Below are 18,935 nucleotides of genomic sequence, written 5' to 3' on the forward strand. Positions count from 1 at the left end.
CTCCGCGCGATCGAATCGGTTGTTCAAGGGACGAATTGGCGGGTCGCGCGTCAAACTCTGCTGGCCCGTCTGGTCCCGTCCTGGCGGGATGACCCGACCGCCGTGGAACCCTATTGGCGCCAGTACTTTGGCGACGGGGACAGCTTCTTCTACCGAGTCCTCGCGCGGACGCCCGGCGCTTCGACGGGCCAAGGTGACTGACGGAACCGGACCGGCACACGGCAATTGTTTCGCTCTTGGCAAGAACCGCGATCCCCTCGTAGCGCCAGCACAACGCTGCGCCTGTGAGCTCTCCTGGAGCGGCATCCACTAGCACGGTCACCTTGCCCGCCGATTCCTGCTCGTCTGCGGGCCAGTCGCTCCCACAAGCCATCTCGCCCGTGTCGGCAGTCATCAAACAGTCTTTTGCCCCATCTACGTATGAGCAGCGTGGATCAGGATGCTGGCTTCGCTCCCGGCGGGGCACCCAGGTGACCAGTGTCGCTGCCTCAATGCCATGCGGACTCCTTTCTTTGTCCGGGTCCGGACCAAGATCGTGACTTCACTCCCGCCGAAGGCGGTGGGCGCGTTCCGGATCGGTGTAGCAACTCCGCGCGGCGTGGATGACGCGTCCGGCGGGCGGGCGTGGGACCATTGGGCTGGGCGTCGAGGCGGGTCTTGGCCGTCGGCGGCGCTCGCCCCCACGCCCCTACGCCAAGGAAACGAAGGTGGAGAACATGGCCCGTTCAGCCAAGAACAGTTCCGCTGACCATGCGCGGGCGCCCGGCGAGCGCGGACTCTTGGCGGGCGGGCGGGCGGTCTGGGCGCTGGCCGGCGTGGCGGTTCTCGCGTTGGCGGCCGGATTCGGCCTGGGACGGGTCGTCAAGTCCCCCGCGCAGGCGGCCGGGCCGCAGTTGGAGCCGGGGCTGATCACCGCGAAAGTGGAGGCCAAAAGGATCGAGGCCACGCTGGTGGCCAGGGCGGACGTGTCATTCGCGGACCCGATCGCGGTGAACCCCGGGGCGCTCGGAGACGCCTCCGCGGCGGTGGTGACCGGGCGGATCCCCGAACAGGGCAGCGAGGTGGACGGCGGGGACGTGATCCTGGAGGTTTCCGGCCGCCCCGTGTTCCTGCTCCCGGGCGCCTTCCCCGCGTACCGGACTCTGGCGGCGGGATCATCCGGCCCGGACGTCACGCAGCTGCGGGCGGCGTTGAACTCCCTGGGGTTTTCAGCCGGAGCCGAAAGCGACCAATACGACAGCGCCCTCGCCGGCGCGGTCAAAGCCATGTACGACAAGGCCGGCTACCCCGCCCCGAACAGCCAGGACCGCGCCCTGAGCCAAGCGGTGCGGGACGCCCGCGACGCGGTCGAGGACGCCAAAGACGCCCGCGCCTCAGCCCAGAAAGCCGTCGACCAGGCCAAACAGGACGTGCGGGACAACGTGGAGGGCGCCCAGGAGCTGCTGGACGCCGCCAACGACGCCCTCAAACAGGCCGAGCGAGGCGTGACCCGCGCGCAGGAGGCCAGCGAAGAGGCGAACCGGGCCGCGTGGACGCCAATGATCTCCGCCGAGGTCGTTTTCGCCACCGACTTGCCCCGCCGGGTCGATTCGGTCGGGGTCACGTTGGGCCAGGACCTCTCCCAGGGCATGCCCACGGACATGATGGGCGGCGCCCCCGCCGACGCGCTGGTGCTGTCCGGCGCGCAAATCAAAGTCACGGCCGACGTCTCCGCGGAAGAGGCCGTTTTGCTCGTGGAGGGCGGCGCGGTGGTGTTGGACCCCTCGATGCTCGCCGTGGAGGGCGTCATCGAGTCCATCTGCGGCGGCGAGCCGATCCCCTCCGACCCGACTCAGCGCTGCGAGGTCCTGATCAACCCGACCCTCTCGGAAGACTTCGACCGCAGCCAGTTGGTGGGCAACGTGGCCGTTTCCATCCTCCTGGGAACCTCCGCGGAGGACAGCCTGGTGGTGCCGGTCGCGGCGGTCTCAGCGAATTCCGCGGGCGAGCCGCAGGTCGAGTTGGTGGTCGGCGAATTGGTCAAGAACGCCGCCGCCGGCCAACAAGAAACCCGCAAAGTGGTCATCGAAGCGGGCCTGTCCGCCCAGGGCTTCGTGGAGATCAAGTCCTCCACCGAGCCGATCAAGTCCGGCGACCTGGTGGTTGTCGGCGTCCAAGCCGCCAAAGGCCCGGCCGCCCAGTCTCCCGAACCAGCGGCTTTGCCGGCAATTGGCGCACGATGACGTTCGGCCCGTCCCAGCCCCTCCCCGCGTCCACTGCGCGGCAGCCGTTGTGGCGGGACCACCGCGGCCGCGCCCGGACCGCCGACCGGGGCGGGCTGGGGCTGGACGATTTGCTGGGAGGCGACCCACGGCATCGGGAAACGGAGGCCGAGGCGGCGGCGGGACCGCCGGAGAGCGCCGACACCGAGTTGCTGACGCCGGCGCGCGCGGCCGAGCCCGCGGGAGAGCCAGTCATCTTGCTGGAGGGCGTGTCGCGGACGTTCTCCGGCGCGGTGGAGGTGTTCGCGCTGAGGGACGTGTCCATGACGGTGGCGCCGGGGGACTACGTGTCGATCACGGGCACGTCCGGTTCCGGCAAGTCGACTTTGCTGAACGTGCTGGGGCTGCTGGACCGGCCGACGGTGGGCCTTTACCGGCTGGCGGGGGTGGACACCGGACCGTTGGGGGACAAGGCGCGGGCCAGATTGCGGGCCAGCGAGCTCGGGTTCGTTTTTCAGGGGTTTCATTTGATGCCGAAGCGGACCGTGTTTGAGAACGTGCTGCTGGGGATGGCGTATTCGGGGGTCACCAAGCGGGTGCGCCGCGAGAGGGTGGTGGCCGTGTTGGAGCAGGTGTCGTTGACCCACCGCGCGGCGTTCTTCCCCTCGACCCTGTCCGGCGGGGAGCGCCAAAGGGTGGCGGTGGCTCGGGCGCTGGCGAAGGGCCCGGCGGTGCTGCTGGCGGACGAGCCGACCGGAAACCTGGACGCCGCGACCTCCGGCGAGGTGTTGGACTTGTTCGACGAGTTGAACCGGGCCGGGCAGACCGTCCTGGTGGTGACGCATGATCCGGTGGTGGCGGAACGGGCGTCAAGGCGGATCCGCATGTCGGACGGCCGGTTGGAGGAGACATGACGGCGCTCAGGGAAGGGCGGGGCACGCCGGAAGTTCCCGGCCCGCGGGAGAGCGGACGGGACGGCCGCGGCGACCGGCACGGGCGGCGGGAGCGCCGTCGGCTCCGGCGGGAGGCCCGGCAGGCCACGCCCAGGTTGGGCCGGGCTGAGCGGTTCACCACGGGGAATCTGTTCGGGGAGGCCGTGCGCGGGCTGGCGGGCCGGCCGGGACGCCTGGTTTTGACGGCGCTGGCGGTGGTGTTGGGGATCGGCTCGCTGGTCACCACGGTGGGGTTCGCTCAGACGGGGGCGAGGCAGGTTGAGGCCACGTTTGATGAGGTCGCCGCCACCCAGGGCGTGGTCAAGGAACGCCAGGATCCCATGTTGGGCGGCGCCGCGGCGCCGCTGCCCTGGGACGCGGCTGAGACGGCCGCCCGTTTGAACGGGGTCATCGCCGCGGGGATGTCCAGCGAGGTGGACGTCAGGAGCGCCCGTATCTCGGCCGCCCCGATAACCGATCCGGAAGCGCCGCCGTCGGTGGTGCCGGGCGTGCTGGCGGCCACGCCGGGGTTGTTGGACACGGTGGAAGGCGAGATGACGGAGGGCGTGTTCTTCTCCGCCTTCCATGAGTCGACCGCGCAGCGGGTGGCCGTGCTGGGCGCGCAGGCGGCCCAGCTGTTGGGCGTGGCCCGCGTGTCGGATCAGCCGTCCATGTTCATCGGCGACACCGCCTACACCGTGATCGGGATCATCGGGTCGGTCAAGGCCGAGCACGGTTTGATGGACTCGGTGGTCCTGCCTCAGTCCACCGCCCGCCAAACCCAGGGGTTGGCGAAACCCGAGCAGTTGCGCGTGCGCCTGGAGGTGGGAGCCGGGCCCATGGTCTCGGAGCAGCTCGGAACCGCGCTCAACCCCGGTTCGCCGAACGACTACGAGATCTCCTTGCCGGGCGCCGCCTCCGAGTTCCGCAAGAATCTGACGGCGGACGTGAACTCCCTGTTCATTGTGCTGGGACTGGTCGCCCTGCTGATCGGGGCTTTGACCATCGCTGTGGTGACGTCCCTGTCCGTGATGGAGCGGCGCGGCGAGATCGGGCTGCGCCGCGCCCTGGGCGCCACCCAGCCAAACGTGGCCCTGCAATTCGTGGCGGAGACCGCCATAGTAGGCCTTCTGGGCGGCCTGATCGGAGCCGCGACGGGCTTGCTCGCGGTGGTCTTCATCTCCATGGTCAAGGACTGGACGCCGGTCCTGGACCTCCGCCTGGTCGCCGCCGCCGCCCTGGTCGGCATGGTCACCGGCGTCCTGGCGGGCCTGGCCCCCGCCATCCGCGCCGCCCGCATAGAACCGGCGGCGGCCCTCCAGGAAGGCCCCTGACCGAAAATGGGGACGGTACCTGTTTCCGGCGGAAACAGGTACCGTCCCCATTTCGGAACACAACATGCTGTGGCGAAGCGTGCGGAGCACCCCTAGGTGTAGTAGTGTTGCTTACCATGCTGGTCGCTCGCAAGAGCGGCCGCCGCCAACCAAACGGCCACACGACCAGGGCGGTTGGCGGCGGCGTGGGAACCCGGTGCGAATCCGGGACTGCCCCGCAGCGGTGAGCGGGAACGACGGCCGCGTAGACGCACTGGACCCACGGTCTGGGAAGCAGCGGCCAGGTAGGAACCGCGCCAACCCAGGCGCGACGCCCGCAAGTCCGAAGACCTGCCAGCCGGCGTGGGCACGGTGCCCGCGTCAGGCCTCACGGCTCGCGGGAAGCCGAAGTGCCGGCCCTCGTTCGGCTCTGCCCACGTCGCGCCGCCGCTGCTCACCACCCGCCCGCCGCGAGCGAAGCGACGAGGAGACGCACAAATATGACCACCCAGGCCGCCGGCACCGCCGTCAACGGTTCCAGCACCATTTCCGCCGTCACGAAGCGAGACGGACGGGTAGTTCCCTTCGAACTAGACCGCATCGCCAGGGCGATCGCCAAAGCGGGCGCCGCCACCGGCGAGTTCGACGGTGCCGAGGCCCTGCTGCTGGCCCGCTTCGTGACCCGCAAGCTGGACGGCGGCGCCCCGCAAGTCGAACAAATCCAGGACTGCGTGGAGCAGACCCTGATGAACGCGGGCTACATCGCCACCGCCCGCGCATACATTGTCTACCGCGAGCAGCACTCGCGCCTGCGCCAGGACGCCCGCGTGGTGGTGGACGTCGAAAGCTCCATCAACGAGTACCTGGACCGCTCCGACTGGCGGGTCAACGCCAACGCCAACCAGGGGTATTCGCTGGGCGGCCTGATCCTCAACACCTCCGGCAAGGTGATCGCCAACTACTGGCTCTCGCACGTCTACGCGCCGGAGATCGGCCGCGCCCACCGCGAAGGCGACCTCCACATCCACGACCTCGACATGCTCAGCGGCTACTGCGCCGGCTGGTCCCTGCGCACGCTGCTGGCCGAAGGCCTCAACGGCGTACCCGGCAAGATCGACGCCGCGCCGCCCAAGCACTTCTCCTCCGCCATCGGGCAGATTGTCAACTTCCTGGGCACGCTTCAAAACGAATGGGCCGGCGCGCAGGCTTTCTCATCCTTCGACACGTACATGGCCCCCTACGTGCGTCTGGACAAGATGACCTACGAGCAGGTCCTCCAAGGCATCCAAGAACTGGTCTACAACCTCAACGTGCCCTCGCGTTGGGGCACGCAAACCCCGTTCACCAACCTGACCTTCGACTGGACGTGCCCGGAAGACCTGCGCCAGGACCGGCCGGTGATTGGCGGCGTGGCCCAAGACTTCACGTACGGCGAGCTCCAGACCGAGATGGACATGATCAACCGCGCCTACATCGAGGTCATGACCAGGGGCGACGCGAAGGGCAGGGTCTTCACGTTCCCCATCCCGACCTACAACATCACCGCCGACTTCCCCTGGGAGTCCCCGAACGCCGAACGGCTTTTCGGCATGACCGCCAAGTACGGCCTGCCGTATTTCCAGAACTTCATCAACTCCGAGCTCAAGCCGAACCAGATCCGCTCAATGTGCTGCCGGCTCCAACTCGACCTGCGCGAGCTCCTCAAGCGCGGGAACGGCCTGTTCGGCTCGGCGGAGCAGACCGGCTCGCTCGGCGTGGTCACCATCAACTGCGCCCGGTTGGGCTACCTCCATGCCGGCGACGAGACGGGCCTGCTCCGCGCCCTCGACCGGCTCCTGGAGCTGTCCCGCGACAGCCTGGAGGTCAAGCGCAAGGTCATCCAGCGCCTGATCGACCAGGGCCTGTTCCCGTACACCAAACGCTATCTGGGCACGCTTAGGAACCACTTCTCCACGATCGGCGTCAACGGCCTGAACGAGATGGCGCGGAACTTCTTCCGCTCCCCGCTGGGCGCCGAGGGTTTGGCTGGGGCTGAAACACACGGCATCGGGCAGGGAACCCCCGGCGACATCACAAGCGCCGAGGGGCGGGCGCTCGCGATCCGGGTGCTGGACCACGTGCGGGCGCGGATGGTGGAGTTCCAGGAGACCACAACGCACCTGTACAACCTGGAGGCGACCCCGGCGGAGGGCACCACCTACCGGTTCGCGAAAGAGGACCGGCGGCGGTTCCCGGGCATCGTCCAGGCGGGGACGCCGGACAATCCGTACTACACGAACTCGTCGCAGCTGCCCGTCGGCCACACCGACGACCCGTTCGAGGCGCTGGAGCTGCAGGACGAATTGCAGCGCAAATACACCGGCGGCACCGTCCTGCACCTCTACATGGGCGAGGCCATCTCATCCGCCACCGCCTGCCGCGAGCTGGTCAAACGCGCGCTGACGCGGTTCTCGCTGCCGTACATCACCATCACGCCGACCTTCTCGATCTGCCCGACCCACGGATACCTGGACGGCGAGCAGCCGGCCTGCCCGCGCTGCGCGGAGGCCGACCCTTCGGCGGAGCCCGTCGCGTGCGAGGTCTGGACCCGCGTCATGGGGTACCACCGGCCCGTGTCGAGCTTCAACGTCGGCAAGCAGGGCGAGCACCACGAGCGGGTCCACTTCGCCGAACCCGCGCTGGTATGACCGCTCCGGCCGGATTGGGCTTGGCTTTGGCTCCGGCGGCCGACTTGGCTAGCGTTTCGCTTGGCGATCCGGTGCCCGATGCCGTCCGGCCCGTTCCCGGCGCGGGGTCCGGCCGGCGAACCGGCGGCGACGCGAGCCGCTTTGCCCTCGCCGACCGCGAGGCCGCGGCCGCCTGGAGAGCGGACGGCCAGGCCGTGGCGGACGCCGCCCCCAGTTCGGGCCGACCGGGTGCGCCCACAGCGGAAAACGCGAGCCGGCCGCTGGCCATTGGCGGCCTGTCGAAGCTGTCGACGTGCGACTGGCCGGGCAAGCTCGCGGCCACGGTGTTCCTGCAGGGCTGCCCGTGGAACTGCCTGTACTGCCACAACCCGGACCTGATCGACCCGCGCGCGCCGGGTTCGCTCGACTGGGCGGACGTGCTCGCTTTCCTGCGCGGCCGGGTGGGTTTGCTCGATGCCGTCGTCTTCAGCGGCGGGGAGGCCACACGCCAGGAGTTGGGCCCGGCTATCGCCCAGGTCCGCGAACTCGGGTTCCTGGTCGGCCTGCACACCTCCGGGGCCTACCCCCGGCGCCTGGCGGCGCTGTTGGACAAGGTCGACTGGGTCGGGTTCGACGTCAAGGCGCTGCCGGACAATCTGCCCCAGGTGACCGGGGTGGCCGCCTCGGCGGCGGCCATGGCCGAATCGCTGCGCCTGCTCCTAGCGTCAGGCGTGGACTGCCAGGTGCGGACCACCTGGGGTCCTGGCGTCCCGACTGTGGCCACCCCCGCCCAGGCGGAGGCGGTTCTGGATTGGGCCCGCGCCCAAGGCGTGTCCGCGCCGGTCCTGCAACCAGTGCGGGCGGAAGGCGCGCGGCCGGCCTTCCGCTCCGCCCGCGCGGCGGCCATTTCCTGACTTTCCTGGGTGCCCACCCGGACCGTCCCGGCCCTCTCTCCTGCGGTCTTGGGACGGCTCTGACCGTCGGCCGACGAGGCCGGCGAAGATGATGGGAAGACGTCGGGCCTGGTCAGCCGGTCAATGCCGCCAACTCCTCCTTGGCTTCTTGCGCCCACGACTCAAGGTCAGCCTTGCGGGCGTCAACGAACTCCTCCTCAAGGCTGTAGAGAATCTGGTCCGACCGGACCTGGTAGTCCACCTCCTGCTGGCATTCGAGATCCGCCACGGCCAACCGGACCTCGAACTCGACCGCGTCCGCCGCCCCAGACCGGGAGCGCTCGTCCGCCAAGGCCGTGGCGTCATCCGGGCCGCCCAGGGCACCGAACGACTTGCCCCGCATGCACGCCGACCAATCGCCGTTGACCTTTGCCATCTCCGCGGAGGCGGCGGCCCTGTCGCCAAGGCTGGTCATCTCCTCCAGCAGCCCCTCCCACCGCAGTCCTCCTGTGAAGGCGGCGCCGCCGTACACCGCGTCCCAAGCCAGGTCGTAGCATCCGCCGGAACGGTTGATCACGCCGTCCGCGTCGACGGTCTCCTCCCCGCCTAACGCCAGATCGTAGGCGGCCCGCCCCTCGGCGCTGAGCGATTCCCGAATGGCCATGTTCGGGTCGTCGGTGCCGGGCCCGGCGGCACCTGCGCCGGACAGCTCCCCGGACGAGATCCCGTAGCCGTAAAGCGCCCGGTACTCCATGGTTCCGGGGGCGACCGCCGGCGGGGTTTCCTCCTGCACGTAACGGCCTTCCTCGATTTGGTATTCGAATCCCTCTTCTCGCACGCAGGCCGCGATGCGCTTCTGGAACGCGGCCTCGAGCAGCCGGTCCCGCGCGGCGTAATCCTGGGCCGCCCCGTAGGCCAGCGTCCAGTAGGGCTCAAGCGGAGAGCTGGTGGCGCTGGTCAGAGGCAGATCAGAGGTCGTGCCGGGGGTGCAGCCCGCCGCCAGCGCCGCGGCCAACGCCGCAAGGCTGACAGCCAGGCCGCCGGTTTTCATTTCGGCGACGGCTGTTTAGGGAGGGCCTCGTCCTCCAAGTTCTCCTGGTCGCCCGGGCTGGGGCTCGTGGACGGCCCCTCCGCATTCTCGGTCGCGGCTGGGTCCGACGCGGGCTCGGCGCTCCCGCTCGGATCGATCTCCGGGCTCGCGTCGCCGCTCGGCGAAGGCTCCTGGGAAGCCAGCTCGGAGGGGCTCGGGTCCGCCGTCTCGGCTGGGGACGGCGACTCGGATGGCGGCGTCGACTCGCGGGCCTCTTCCGAGGGCGGCGCCGAAGGCGTCCGCTCCGGCCCCCGTGGGTTCACAAACGTCGTCTTCCGCCCGGAGTCGCGGCCGGTGAGCTCGTCGGAGATCGTGTTGCCCAGCAACAACTCGACCCCCGTCACGATCGCCATGATCACCAGAAACACCGCCAGCCCCAGCCCAGCCAAAGCCTTCACCGGGCCGTGACGGCGGATCAGCTCCCGCAGCCAGCTCGCATTGTCCAGTTTCGCCAGGCCCGGCCCCTTCCCCGCCGAACCGTCGCTGTCGCTGTCGGTTTGGGCGTCGGTTTGGCTGTCCGTGTCGCTGTCCGTGTCGCTGTCCGCGTTCGCCTGGCTCTCCCCGGCAGCCTCGGCCTGGCCGTCCGCGCCAGATTCCGCCGATGCCGTGCCCTCCGCCCCATCCTCCCCCTTCGTCTTGGCGGCGTCTTGCGCGACCGGCTCCGGAGCAGCGGTTTCGTTGGGAACCGGCTCGGCGGCATCGTCGGGATTGTCGGTTTGCGTGGACCCGTCTGCGGCCTCGCCGGCGGCGGACACGGCGCTGGCCTGGCCGGATCCGTGGGCGGCGGGCAGAACGGCGGTGACGGCCTGCTGGGCCAAGTTCTTGACCGCCTTGTGAGTGCGGTCCAGGGAGCGGGTGTAGATGAAGTTACCGACAACGGTGATGACGGCCGCCAGGGCCGCACCCAGGATGGTGCCGGCCACGCCCAGGTAGGACAGCGCGACAGTCGAGGTGACCGCCGCGAGAGCGCTGGCAAGCACCTGGATGACGGAAATGCCACCTCCCTGTTTCTTGCCGTCGCTCATCCTGTCACCGTAGCGCAACCTGACCCGCCTGGGGGCGGGGCGATCCTCGCCGCTTGAAGCGGGTGCCTTCGTCCTGGCGACTCGCCGCAAAATCTGCTGCCCTGCCGCTGTCGCTAGGCCGTAACGTGGCCGATCATCGGATGTCCGAAAACCCATCAAGGAAGCGCACTTGTGTCCAACTCAATAGGCTTGCATCCAGAAGCTCGTCGCCGCCTCGTCCAAGCCCAAGCTGCCATATCGTTCGACGCGCTTCTCGCGGCACAGGCGGTCGAAGACGCGGTCAGCGGCCAAGCGCCGCCTCCCCGCCGCGCAGTAACAGCGCTTCGCCGGACCCTTGCGCACGTCGACCGTCTGGTTGAGATCGACGAAAAGCGACAGTTTGCCCTGTTGATGGGAACAGAGGACGCACCCCTGGACGATTTCGAGCCTTACCACTTGGTGGCGAGAGCAACGACAACCAGACCCGAGAACGGCAACGACCCCTCGCTGAGCGACTCCGCTGTGCTCACCCAGATCGTGGAGAACCGCAAAGCGATTGAAGTCACCGAGGAAGAATCCATCGCCGTTCTGAACGAGGACCGGGCGCGGCTTCTCTTCAGGGCACTCGACCGGCTTGCCCGAGCGGCTACGGCGGCGGCCTACGCCGAGGATGCAAGTCAGCGCGGCCATTCCGCGGTGGTCTGACCACACCCGCGCGCCTCTCCAATAAGGAGCCGGATATCAACGGGACCCCAGCCCGGCCCAGGCCGCCCCGCCCTTCGGCCAGGCCCCGGTCGGGGAGCTGATCTGCTTGGGTTGGCCGGTGCGGCATCATTGATTGGTGTCAACCAGCCGCCAAGACCCGCCGCCCGCCGCCGTTGTTCGGCGGGGCGCCTATCCCGCGTTGGTTGGGCTGTTCACCTCCTTGCTGGTGATTTCGAACGTCTCGGCGGTCAAGCTGATCGGGTTGGGGACGGTCGAGTTGTTCGGCGCCCGGTTCGACGTGACCGTCGACGGGGGCGTCTTTCTGTTTCCCCTGACCTATATCTTGGGCGACGTGCTGGCCGAGGTGTTCGGGTTCAGGGCCGCCCGCAAAGCGATTCTGCTCGGCTTTGTCTGCGCGGTCCTGGCGGTGGGCTCGTTTTGGCTGGTGCAAGTCTCGCCGCCCGCTTCCGGCTGGACGGGCCAAGCCGCCTATGAGCAGGTCTTGGGGTTTGTGCCCCGCATTGTGGGGGCCTCCCTGGCCGGGTACCTGGTTGGGCAGTTGCTCAACGCCCTGACCCTGACGGCCATGAAGCGCCGATCGCGTGGCAAAGCGCTCTGGGCGCGCCTGCTGGGGTCCACCGCCGTGGGTGAACTGGCCGACACCGTTGTGTTCTGCACCATCGCCTTCTACGGCGTGATCTCCGGCGCGCAGTTCCTGGGCTACGTCGCGTTGGGCTACGTCTACAAGTGCCTGGTCGAAGTTGTCCTGTTGCCCGTCACCTACCGGGTGGTGGCCTGGGTCAGGCGCCGCGAGGCCGCCGCTGCTTGAGGCTTCTCGAACCGACCAGCGGCCTGCGGCCGCGCCCGGCGGGAAAGGTTCAAGCTCCCGGCTGTTTGAGCCTTCTCGGAGCCGGCCCGCCGCACGGGGCGGCCACCGCTACTTGAGCACTCCCGGATCCGATGGGTCGAGCAACTGCACAATCCGGTTGAGATCCGCCACCGACGCGAATTCGATCACGACCCGTCCCTTGGACTTGCCCAAGTTGACGGTCACCTTGGTGTCGAAACGGTCCGCGAGGCGGTCCTGCAAACCGTCCAGCGCCTGCCGGTGGGCGCCCGCCCGCACCGCCGCCCTCTTCGGCTTCGCCTCGGGCGGGACCTCCCCCAGCGAAACCAGTTCCTCGGTGGTGCGAACCGACAGGCCTTCGGCCACCACCTTCTGCGCCATGCGCTCCATCGCCGCCGCGTCGTCCAGCGACAGCAGCGCCCTGGCGTGCCCGGCCGAGAGCACGCCCGCCGCCAGCCGACGCTGCACCAGCGGAGGGAGCTTCAGCAGCCGCAGGGTGTTGGAGATTTGGGGCCTCGAGCGGGCGATCTTCGCCGCCAACTGATCCTGCGTGCAGGAGAAATCGTCCAGGAGCTGCCGGTAGGCGGCGGCCTCTTCCAAGGGGTTGAGCTGCGCCCGGTGCAGGTTCTCCAACAGCGCGTCCCGCAGCAGGTCGGAGTCTTCGGTCGCCCGGACAATGGCCGGCACCTCGTCCAGGCCGGCCAGCTGGCAGGCCCGCCAGCGCCGCTCCCCCATCACCAGTTCGTACCGCGGCGCTTCGGACTGGCCGTCCTTCTGCGCGTCGCGCCCGGCGTTCGCCGCCGTTGCGGCTCCGGGTCGGAGCCCGGTTCCGGCGCCGTCCGCCGCACGCCCCGAAACCGAAAGAGGCCGCACCACCACCGGTTGCAGCAGCCCGACCTCCTTGATCGAATCGGCCAACTCCTGGAGCGCGTCTTCGTCGAAAACCTGCCGGGGCTGGCGCGGATTCGGCTGGATTGCGGTGAGCGGGATCATGGCGAACTCGGCGCCCGGCACCGCCACAAGTTCCGCGCCGTCCCCACCCGAACCCCCACCGGCGGCGGCCGTGGCGGCGCCCTTGGTCCCTCCGCGAGCGGACCGCGCCCGTCCTCCCGCGCCGGTCCCATCCGATTGGGCGTTCCCGCCGCCGCCAGCGGCCCGCGCGGCCGGGTTCGCCTGAACCGGCCGGTCGGCATCCTCCGCTTGCGGCGACGTGAACAGCAAGTCGACCGGACGCCTTCTGGCCGGCGCCCGCGAGCCCTGCCCCGTCTCCGAGCCCTCCGCGGCGCCGCCGCGGACCCCCGACCCGGACGGTATGAGGGCGCCGAGCCCTTTCCCCAAGCCGGTTCTGCGTTCAGCCATTGTTCCCTCCCACGCGTTCTGCCAATTCCAACGCCGCTTCCATGTACGCGAGCGCGCCGGTCGAATTCGGGTCGTAGCCAATCACGGTCTGGCCAAAGCCGGGGGCTTCGGCGATCCGGACCGAGCGCGGAATGGTGGTCCGCATCACCTGGTCCGGAAAATGCTCCTTGACCTCCCTAACCACGTCATGCGCGAGGTTGGTCCGCGCGTCGTACATGGTCAACAGAATCGCGGAAACGGCCAGCTCCGAATTGAGCGAGTCCCTGACCAGGCCAATGGTCCGCAGGAGTTGAGACAACCCCTCCAGAGCGTAATACTCGCACTGGATGGGGATCAGCACTTCCTTCGCCCCCACCAGCGCGTTCAGAGTCAGCAGCCCCAGCGACGGAGGGCAGTCGATGACGACATAGTCCAGTTGCTCCTCGCCGACTCGTCGCAAGTGCCGGCGGAGGTCGCCTATCGCCTCGTGCAGGCGGTACTCCCGCTTGGGCTCGCCGACCAACTCCACCTCCGCGCCGGACAACTCGATTGTCGCCGGGGCGCACCAAAGGTTCGGGTCCGCGTCGGTCGGCGCCACCACGTCCAACAACGCCTGTCCCCGGAGGATCACGTCGTAGATCGACGGGGTTTCGCTGTGATGCTCCACCCCCAGCGCGGTCGAGGCGTTGCCCTGCGGGTCGGTGTCTATCACCAGGACCCGTTGGCCGCCGGCCGCCAACGCCGCAGCGAGGTTGACGGTGGTGGAGGTCTTCCCCACCCCGCCCTTTTGGTTCGCCACCGCGATCACGCGCGTCAACGGCGGTCGCGGAAACCGCCGACCCCGCAGCCGCAACCGCCGCGCGGTGTCAATCGCGGCCTGATCCCCCAAAGGCGTATCGCTGGAAGCCGGTCCCGATGTTTCACGTGAAACATCGCTCACGGCGGGTTCTGGAAAAGACACCCCACAAGTATGCCGGGTACCTCCGACACTGTTTTCCAGCCCCCAACACCCGTCCCGTCCCCCGCGTCCGGGCCGCCCCGGTGCCGGTCCGCCGCCACAATCCCTCCGCGCCCTCGACTGGGTGGCGGCGACTCCGTTCGGCGGACAGTCGCGGACCGGCGCGCGACAGGCCGGCGGTTTTGCCCCGCCGCCGATGCCGTCCGCCCGCCTTCCCCCGGCACGGGCTGGCCGGCGAATTCTTTGGCGCCGCGGCACGCCTCGACGTCCCGGCGCGTGGCGCCAGCCGAGGCCCTGCCGCGCGGCGCCGAGATCGACCACCCGGCGGCACGCATGGCCGTGCCCGCGCGGGCGGCCCCGCGCCTCGTCTCGGTGCGCTGGGGGCGCGCGCGGCGGCATGTTCCCTCCGCGCTTCTTGATGGGGAACAATGAGCGGATGAGCGCCAGCTGGACCCACAATTCGGCCTATCACCTGTGGATCGCGAAGGCCGCGCGGGCCGGGGCCGGCGACGCCCTGGACGTTGGCTGCGGCGACGGCTCTCTGCTGGCCCTTCTTTCCCCCTCTGCCGTTCCGTCACCGGGGTCGACAAGGACCACGCGGCCATTGAGGCCTGCCAGCGGGTCTTCGGGACGCGCGAAACGTCCGCCTGGTCCTGGGCGAGTTCTTGGCTCTCGACTTCAAGCCGGAGTCGTTCGACCTGGTCTGCTTGGTGGCATCGCTGCATCACATGGACTTGGAGCCGGCCCTGGCGAAGGCCGTGGGCCTCTTGCGTCCCGGCGGCCGATTGCGAATTGTCGGATTGTCCCGAAACGCAAGCCTTTGGGACTGGATCCTCTCCGGCTTGCGGGTTCCGCCGGTGCGCGTCGCCGGCTGGCTGAGACACGAGTCGCGCCAGCCGGAAATGGTGGTGAGGGAACCCGCGCTTAGCCACGCGGAACTCCGCCGCGAGACCAAGCCGGTCCTCCCGGGCCGCCCACCGCCGCGGCGCGGAAAACGATCTGCCCTCAGACCAACTTCACCAGCGGGCTGTACCGACCCAAGAGCGCGTCGGTCGTGAGGAATGTCATTCTTTCCACAATGGCTTGGGCAACCATGATTCGATCAAACGGATCCTTATGGAGATCCTTGAGGTTTGACAACTGCCGCACATGCGGGACCTTGATGTCCAGCGCCTTGTAGCCGGCGCTCGACAAGCCGACTTCCAGCTCCCAGGGGCTCACCGGCAACGCGAGCTTTCCTGAGTCGACCTTGATTGTGATTTCCCACAACGCCGCTGCGCTGTAGTACGGCTGGTTGTCTGGGTCGGCCACCAGTCGCGCCGCTTCGGTGGGCGTGGACCCTTGCGCCGATCGAATGAGAACGTTCGAATCCAGCAGCAGCCTCATTGCCGCCCGCCCTCGAACAGCTCCTCGATTTCGCCCGCCATCATGGTGTCGAAGTCTTCCGGCAACTCGTAGTCCTCGAATCGGTCCTTCAAAAAACCGATTCTTGGCGGCGGCGCGACGGGAGTCGGCAAAGCGGACACCATGACCAAAGGCCGGCCATGCTTCGTTATCACAAATGGGCTGCCGCCTGCGGCCTGATCCACCAGCTTCGACAGATTGGCTTTGGCCTCGACAAGGCTGACGGTTTCCACGCGCGTTTCCTTTCCACGCCCCGCCGTTCCTGCCTGGGCGGTTCTGGTCTGTTCTGGTCTGGTCCGTTATCGATCCATGCTACAACGCCATCCGACTTGCGGCGAGACCACGGCCACACCGGCGCTAAGCGCGATCCATACCCGGATCCGCTCTCCATCCCCCGCTCACACCTCGCCGGCCGCTGGCGCGCCGGATCCGCAGGTGTTTCACGTGAAACGTCGCCCCTGGAGCCGACGGCTCGAGCCAAAGCCCCGGCCGCCCGGCGCCAAGCCCGGCTTTGGCTCCCGATCCGCTGCGCCCGCCCGCCTATTCCTCGGCCAGGTAGAGCTGATACGCCACGTCGTTGCCCAGCAGCAGGTCCAACACGTCGGCGTCGGGCGCGCCGAACCCATCCTCGCCGGGCATGAACATCCATATGATCCTTGTGAAGCCCGCTTGGGCGGCCACAGTTGGATGTGCAGCCAATTGGCGCTGAACAAAACCGTCGCACAGGGCTTGGGCGGCGGAGATTCCGTCCCCCGCCTCCACGAATCCCGCCTTGACTTGAAAGGCCTGGACGCCGTCGCCTTGGTCCCCGACCAAGTAGACGCGCCGGTCAAGCGGGGTGATGCCGAGCGTTGACGGTCCGGGCAAGTTGATCGCGACCTCGGCGGGATCGTCCCCGCCGGGGGCCACCGAGATCAAGCAGGGCGGATTCGGACCGGTCGGCTCGCCCTCGATTCGCGGCAGTGGCGAAGCCTTCCGGCGCAAGGCCGGATCGGTCCTCCGGCGGAACAAACTCATGGCTGAAATACCTCGTCTCGGTGCTTGGTTCGCGCCCATGCTAACCGAAAGGCCCCCGCCCGGGCTCGCAGCCTCCCCTCGCGCGCCTTCCGCTTTCGTCAGGCTCGTCCAGCGCCGAGCCGGAGGTCCGGATCATTCACCGTCCACCGCAGGCCCGCCAGGCCCGGACCACATAGGTCGGCTCCACGCCGGGCACGGGCGCGAGTGACACGACCTCGGCCCCGCTCAGCCCGCGTCGGGCCAACGCCGAACCGCACTCGGCCAACTCGTCGGCCGCGCTGGATCCTTTCAGCGCCAGGAACACCCCGCCGGGTACCAGGAGGTCGGAGGTCCAGGAGGCCAGCTTGTCGAGCCGCGCGACCGCCCTGGAGACCACCGCCGCGGCCCTCCCGCGCGGCGCGAGCTCCTCGACCCGCGAGCGGATCACGGACACGTTCCCCAATCCCAGCGCTGCGACCGCCTCTTCCAGCCAGTCGGTCCGCCGTTTCATCGAGTCCACCAGTTCGAAGCTCAAGTCGGGACGCATCAGCGCCAGGACCAGCCCCGGCAGGCCGGCGCCGGATCCCGCGTCCACCACCGTCCCCGCATCCGGCAGCAGCGCCGCCAGCACTCCGCTGTTGACCAGATGCCGCTCCCACAACCGGTCCAGTTCACGGGGGCCTATCAGACCCCTTTCCACCCCGCCCGCGGCGAGCAGCAGGGCCAGGCGCTCAACGCCCGGCAGCGCCGCTCCGAAGAACTCCCTCACCCGGCCGCAGGCCCCGGCGGGCCGTTCAATCGGCGGGCCGGATGACCACGTACCGCTCGGGCTCGACACCCGAGGATTCGCTGATCAGGCCGGCCTCCGCCACCGCGTCGTGGACCACTTTCCGCTCAAACGCGTTCATCGGCTCCATGGCCAGGTTGACGTTCTTGGCTTTGACCTCCGCGATCGCCTCGCGGGCCACGGCCTGCAGCTCCTCGCGCCGCGCCGCCCGGTATCCCGCCACGTCCAGCATCAGCCGGGATCGCTCGCCGGTCTTGGCCTGCACCGCGATCCGCGTCAGCTCCTGCAGGGCGTCCAAGACCTCCCCGTCCGGCCCGACCAGCCTTTCCAGGTCCCGGTCCAGAGGGTCCTCGGAGACGATCGCCACAACCGCCCGGCCGTGGTCCACGTCAATGTCGATGTCGCCTCCGATGTCCGCGATGTCCAGCAATTCCTCCAAGTAGTCGGCCGCGATTTCGCCGTCTTCCTCGAGTTTCGCCACCCCGCGCGACACGGTTTGGTCCTGATCGCCGTCACTCACTGCGCTCTCCTCACTTCCGCTTCTTGCGGGTTTGCTTCTTCGGCTGGGAACGTTGGCCGCCCGCCGCCTTCGCCTGGTCGCCCGATGCCGTCTTGCCCGTCCCAGCCGCGCCCCCCGAACCGGCGGACCGGTCAGAGCCGCCGGCCCCGCCTTTGCCCTTCTTCGCCCCGGCGGGTCCGCCGCCTGAGCCCCCCGAACCGTCCGAACCGCCGGAGGCGGCCTTCGGCTCCGCGTCGCTTGGTTCGATCTCCCGGCGCGGGTCGTCCGCCCGGGGCGAGGGGTTGGCGGCCTGCAAAGGCCCAGACCGGCGTTGCGACCGGCTGGTCCGCTTCGGCTGCGCGCGCTGGGCCTGGGGCGGCGCTGGGGAGTCCGAAACGGCATCGTCGGATTCGCCTTCAGCGGGCAACCCCTTGCGCAACCGTTTCTTGGCTTTTCTGGCCTTCATCCGGGCTTCGGCCTCGGAGCCTGGCGCGGGCATGTTGCGGATGACGAAGAACTGCTGCCCCATGGACCAAACGTTCGTGGTGAACCAGTAGATCAGGACGCCAATCGGGAAGTTGACGCCGGAGACCGCGAAGATGCCGGGCATCATGTACATCATGATTTTCTGAGTCCGGAACATGGGGTTGTCCATGGCGGACTGCGGCATGTTCTTCATGGTGAGCTGCCGCTGCGTGGTGAAAGTGGTGACGGACATCAAGATGATCAGGATGACCGTGACTATCCGCACCGCGACGGGCGAGGCGCCCGCCCAGGTCTTGTCGTCGAGGAAGGTGGCGGACAGCGGCGCCCCGAACAGGTGGGTGCTCTCGATGTCTTTCGCCACGGCTTGGTCGATCGGTCCGATCGAACTGCCGCCCTCGTAGGTGCCCTTGGCCAGCTTGCCGAGCGAGTACAGGACGCGGAAAAGGGCGAAGAACAGGGGCGACTGCGCCAACACGGGCCAACAGCCGCTCATCGGGTTGGAGCCGTTCTTGCGGTACAGCTCCATGGTCTCTTCCTGCATGCGGCGCCGCGAGACCGGGTCCGTCTTGCCCTTGTAGCGCCGCTGGATCTTCTGCAATTCGGGTTGGAGCAGCTGCATGCCCCGAGACGAGCGGATTTGTTTGACGAACAACGGGATCATGATGACGCGCATGATGATCACCAAGACCACTATCGACAGCACCCAGGCCAGGCCGTTCGCCAGGCCCAGCACCACGCCCAGTTGGTGCGCTCCGTACATGATCCACGCGACCACCCACATGATGGGCCGCAAGATCTTGTCAAACCAGTCCATAG

General features: G+C 68.7%; 19 protein-coding genes and 1 riboswitch. Of the genes, 9 read left to right on the top strand and 10 right to left on the bottom strand.

The genetic code is table 11. The annotated features are described in order from the left end of the window. From LBC97_05210 to LBC97_05235, 6 genes are all read left to right on the top strand, one after another. Positions 1-201: hypothetical protein (locus tag LBC97_05210; GenBank protein MDR2565452.1), on the top strand; the 201-nt coding region annotated here is incomplete at its 5' end. Positions 202-716: 515 nt separating this feature from the next. Then, a complete protein-coding gene (locus tag LBC97_05215; GenBank protein ID MDR2565453.1) occupies positions 717-2,222 on the top strand; it encodes a peptidoglycan-binding protein in 1,506 nt (501 codons plus the stop codon). Beyond that, positions 2,219-3,115, top strand: a complete 897-nt coding sequence (locus LBC97_05220) for an ABC transporter ATP-binding protein (protein MDR2565454.1) — start codon at positions 2,219-2,221, stop codon at positions 3,113-3,115. Before LBC97_05215 ends, LBC97_05220 begins: the two co-directional genes overlap by 4 nt. Further along, positions 3,112-4,467, top strand: a complete 1,356-nt coding sequence (locus LBC97_05225) for an ABC transporter permease (GenBank protein MDR2565455.1) — start codon at positions 3,112-3,114, stop codon at positions 4,465-4,467. Before LBC97_05220 ends, LBC97_05225 begins: the two co-directional genes overlap by 4 nt. Positions 4,468-4,653: 186 nt before the next feature. Beyond that, a riboswitch (cobalamin riboswitch) is annotated at positions 4,654-4,799 on the top strand. 147 nt (positions 4,800-4,946) lie between these two features. Further along, positions 4,947-7,133 carry a ribonucleoside triphosphate reductase gene (locus LBC97_05230; GenBank protein ID MDR2565456.1) on the top strand — a complete coding sequence of 729 codons (2,187 nt, stop codon included), beginning with the start codon at positions 4,947-4,949 and terminating at the stop codon, positions 7,131-7,133. Next, entirely contained in the window at positions 7,130-8,026 is an 897-nt protein-coding gene (locus LBC97_05235) for an anaerobic ribonucleoside-triphosphate reductase activating protein (protein ID MDR2565457.1), read from the top strand. The genes LBC97_05230 and LBC97_05235 overlap by 4 nt, the downstream gene beginning before the upstream one ends. Positions 8,027-8,138: 112 nt before the next feature. Here LBC97_05235 and LBC97_05240 read toward each other — a convergent pair whose 3' ends face one another. Beyond that, positions 8,139-9,056: a hypothetical protein gene (locus tag LBC97_05240; GenBank protein MDR2565458.1), complete on the bottom strand. Its 918-nt coding sequence runs from the start codon at positions 9,054-9,056 to the stop codon at positions 8,139-8,141. After that, on the bottom strand, positions 9,053-10,120 hold the full coding sequence (locus LBC97_05245) for a hypothetical protein (GenBank protein MDR2565459.1): 1,068 nt from the start codon (positions 10,118-10,120) through the stop codon (positions 9,053-9,055). The genes LBC97_05240 and LBC97_05245 overlap by 4 nt, the downstream gene beginning before the upstream one ends. Positions 10,121-10,291: 171 nt before the next feature. On the opposite strand from LBC97_05245, the gene LBC97_05250 reads away from it, so the two are divergent. Together LBC97_05250 and LBC97_05255 are read left to right on the top strand one after the other, a co-directional pair. Then, positions 10,292-10,804 carry a hypothetical protein gene (locus LBC97_05250; protein MDR2565460.1) on the top strand — a complete coding sequence of 171 codons (513 nt, stop codon included), beginning with the start codon at positions 10,292-10,294 and terminating at the stop codon, positions 10,802-10,804. 136 nt (positions 10,805-10,940) lie between these two features. After that, positions 10,941-11,633 carry a queuosine precursor transporter gene (locus tag LBC97_05255; GenBank protein MDR2565461.1) on the top strand — a complete coding sequence of 231 codons (693 nt, stop codon included), beginning with the start codon at positions 10,941-10,943 and terminating at the stop codon, positions 11,631-11,633. Positions 11,634-11,741: 108 nt separating this feature from the next. Here the strand turns inward: LBC97_05255 and LBC97_05260 are convergent, their stop codons facing one another. After that, on the bottom strand, positions 11,742-12,644 hold the full coding sequence (locus LBC97_05260) for a ParB/RepB/Spo0J family partition protein (protein MDR2565462.1): 903 nt from the start codon (positions 12,642-12,644) through the stop codon (positions 11,742-11,744). A 358-nt stretch (positions 12,645-13,002) separates the two neighbouring features. Next, entirely contained in the window at positions 13,003-13,806 is an 804-nt protein-coding gene (locus LBC97_05265) for a ParA family protein (GenBank protein ID MDR2565463.1), read from the bottom strand. A 794-nt stretch (positions 13,807-14,600) separates the two neighbouring features. On the opposite strand from LBC97_05265, the gene LBC97_05270 reads away from it, so the two are divergent. Next, complete coding sequence (locus LBC97_05270) at positions 14,601-15,005, top strand: class I SAM-dependent methyltransferase (protein MDR2565464.1); 405 nt, start codon at positions 14,601-14,603, stop codon at positions 15,003-15,005. On the opposite strand, the gene LBC97_05275 is transcribed toward LBC97_05270, so the two are convergent. The 6 genes from LBC97_05275 to yidC all read right to left on the bottom strand — a co-directional run bounded on the left by LBC97_05275 (position 14,953) and on the right by yidC (position 18,933). Further along, complete coding sequence (locus tag LBC97_05275) at positions 14,953-15,333, bottom strand: type II toxin-antitoxin system VapC family toxin (protein MDR2565465.1); 381 nt, start codon at positions 15,331-15,333, stop codon at positions 14,953-14,955. The genes LBC97_05270 and LBC97_05275 overlap by 53 nt on opposite strands. Continuing rightward, the gene (locus LBC97_05280; protein ID MDR2565466.1) at positions 15,330-15,584 is read right to left on the bottom strand and encodes a type II toxin-antitoxin system Phd/YefM family antitoxin; all 255 of its coding nucleotides are present in this window, start codon (positions 15,582-15,584) and stop codon (positions 15,330-15,332) included. Before LBC97_05280 ends, LBC97_05275 begins: the two co-directional genes overlap by 4 nt. 307 nt (positions 15,585-15,891) lie before the next feature. Then, positions 15,892-16,368 (bottom strand): hypothetical protein, encoded by a 477-nt coding sequence (locus LBC97_05285; protein ID MDR2565467.1) that lies wholly within the window; start codon positions 16,366-16,368, stop codon positions 15,892-15,894. Between the two features lie 136 nt (positions 16,369-16,504). Next, positions 16,505-17,116 carry a 16S rRNA (guanine(527)-N(7))-methyltransferase RsmG gene (gene rsmG / locus LBC97_05290; GenBank protein MDR2565468.1) on the bottom strand — a complete coding sequence of 204 codons (612 nt, stop codon included), beginning with the start codon at positions 17,114-17,116 and terminating at the stop codon, positions 16,505-16,507. Between the two features lie 25 nt (positions 17,117-17,141). Further along, entirely contained in the window at positions 17,142-17,654 is a 513-nt protein-coding gene (locus LBC97_05295) for a single-stranded DNA-binding protein (protein ID MDR2565469.1), read from the bottom strand. A gap of 10 nt (positions 17,655-17,664) precedes the next feature. Beyond that, entirely contained in the window at positions 17,665-18,933 is a 1,269-nt protein-coding gene (gene yidC / locus LBC97_05300; protein MDR2565470.1) for a membrane protein insertase YidC, read from the bottom strand. Positions 18,934-18,935: the final 2 nt, after the last annotated feature.

This window comes from Bifidobacteriaceae bacterium, assembly GCA_031281585.1.
GTDB lineage: Bacteria > Actinomycetota > Actinomycetes > Actinomycetales > WQXJ01 > JAIRTF01.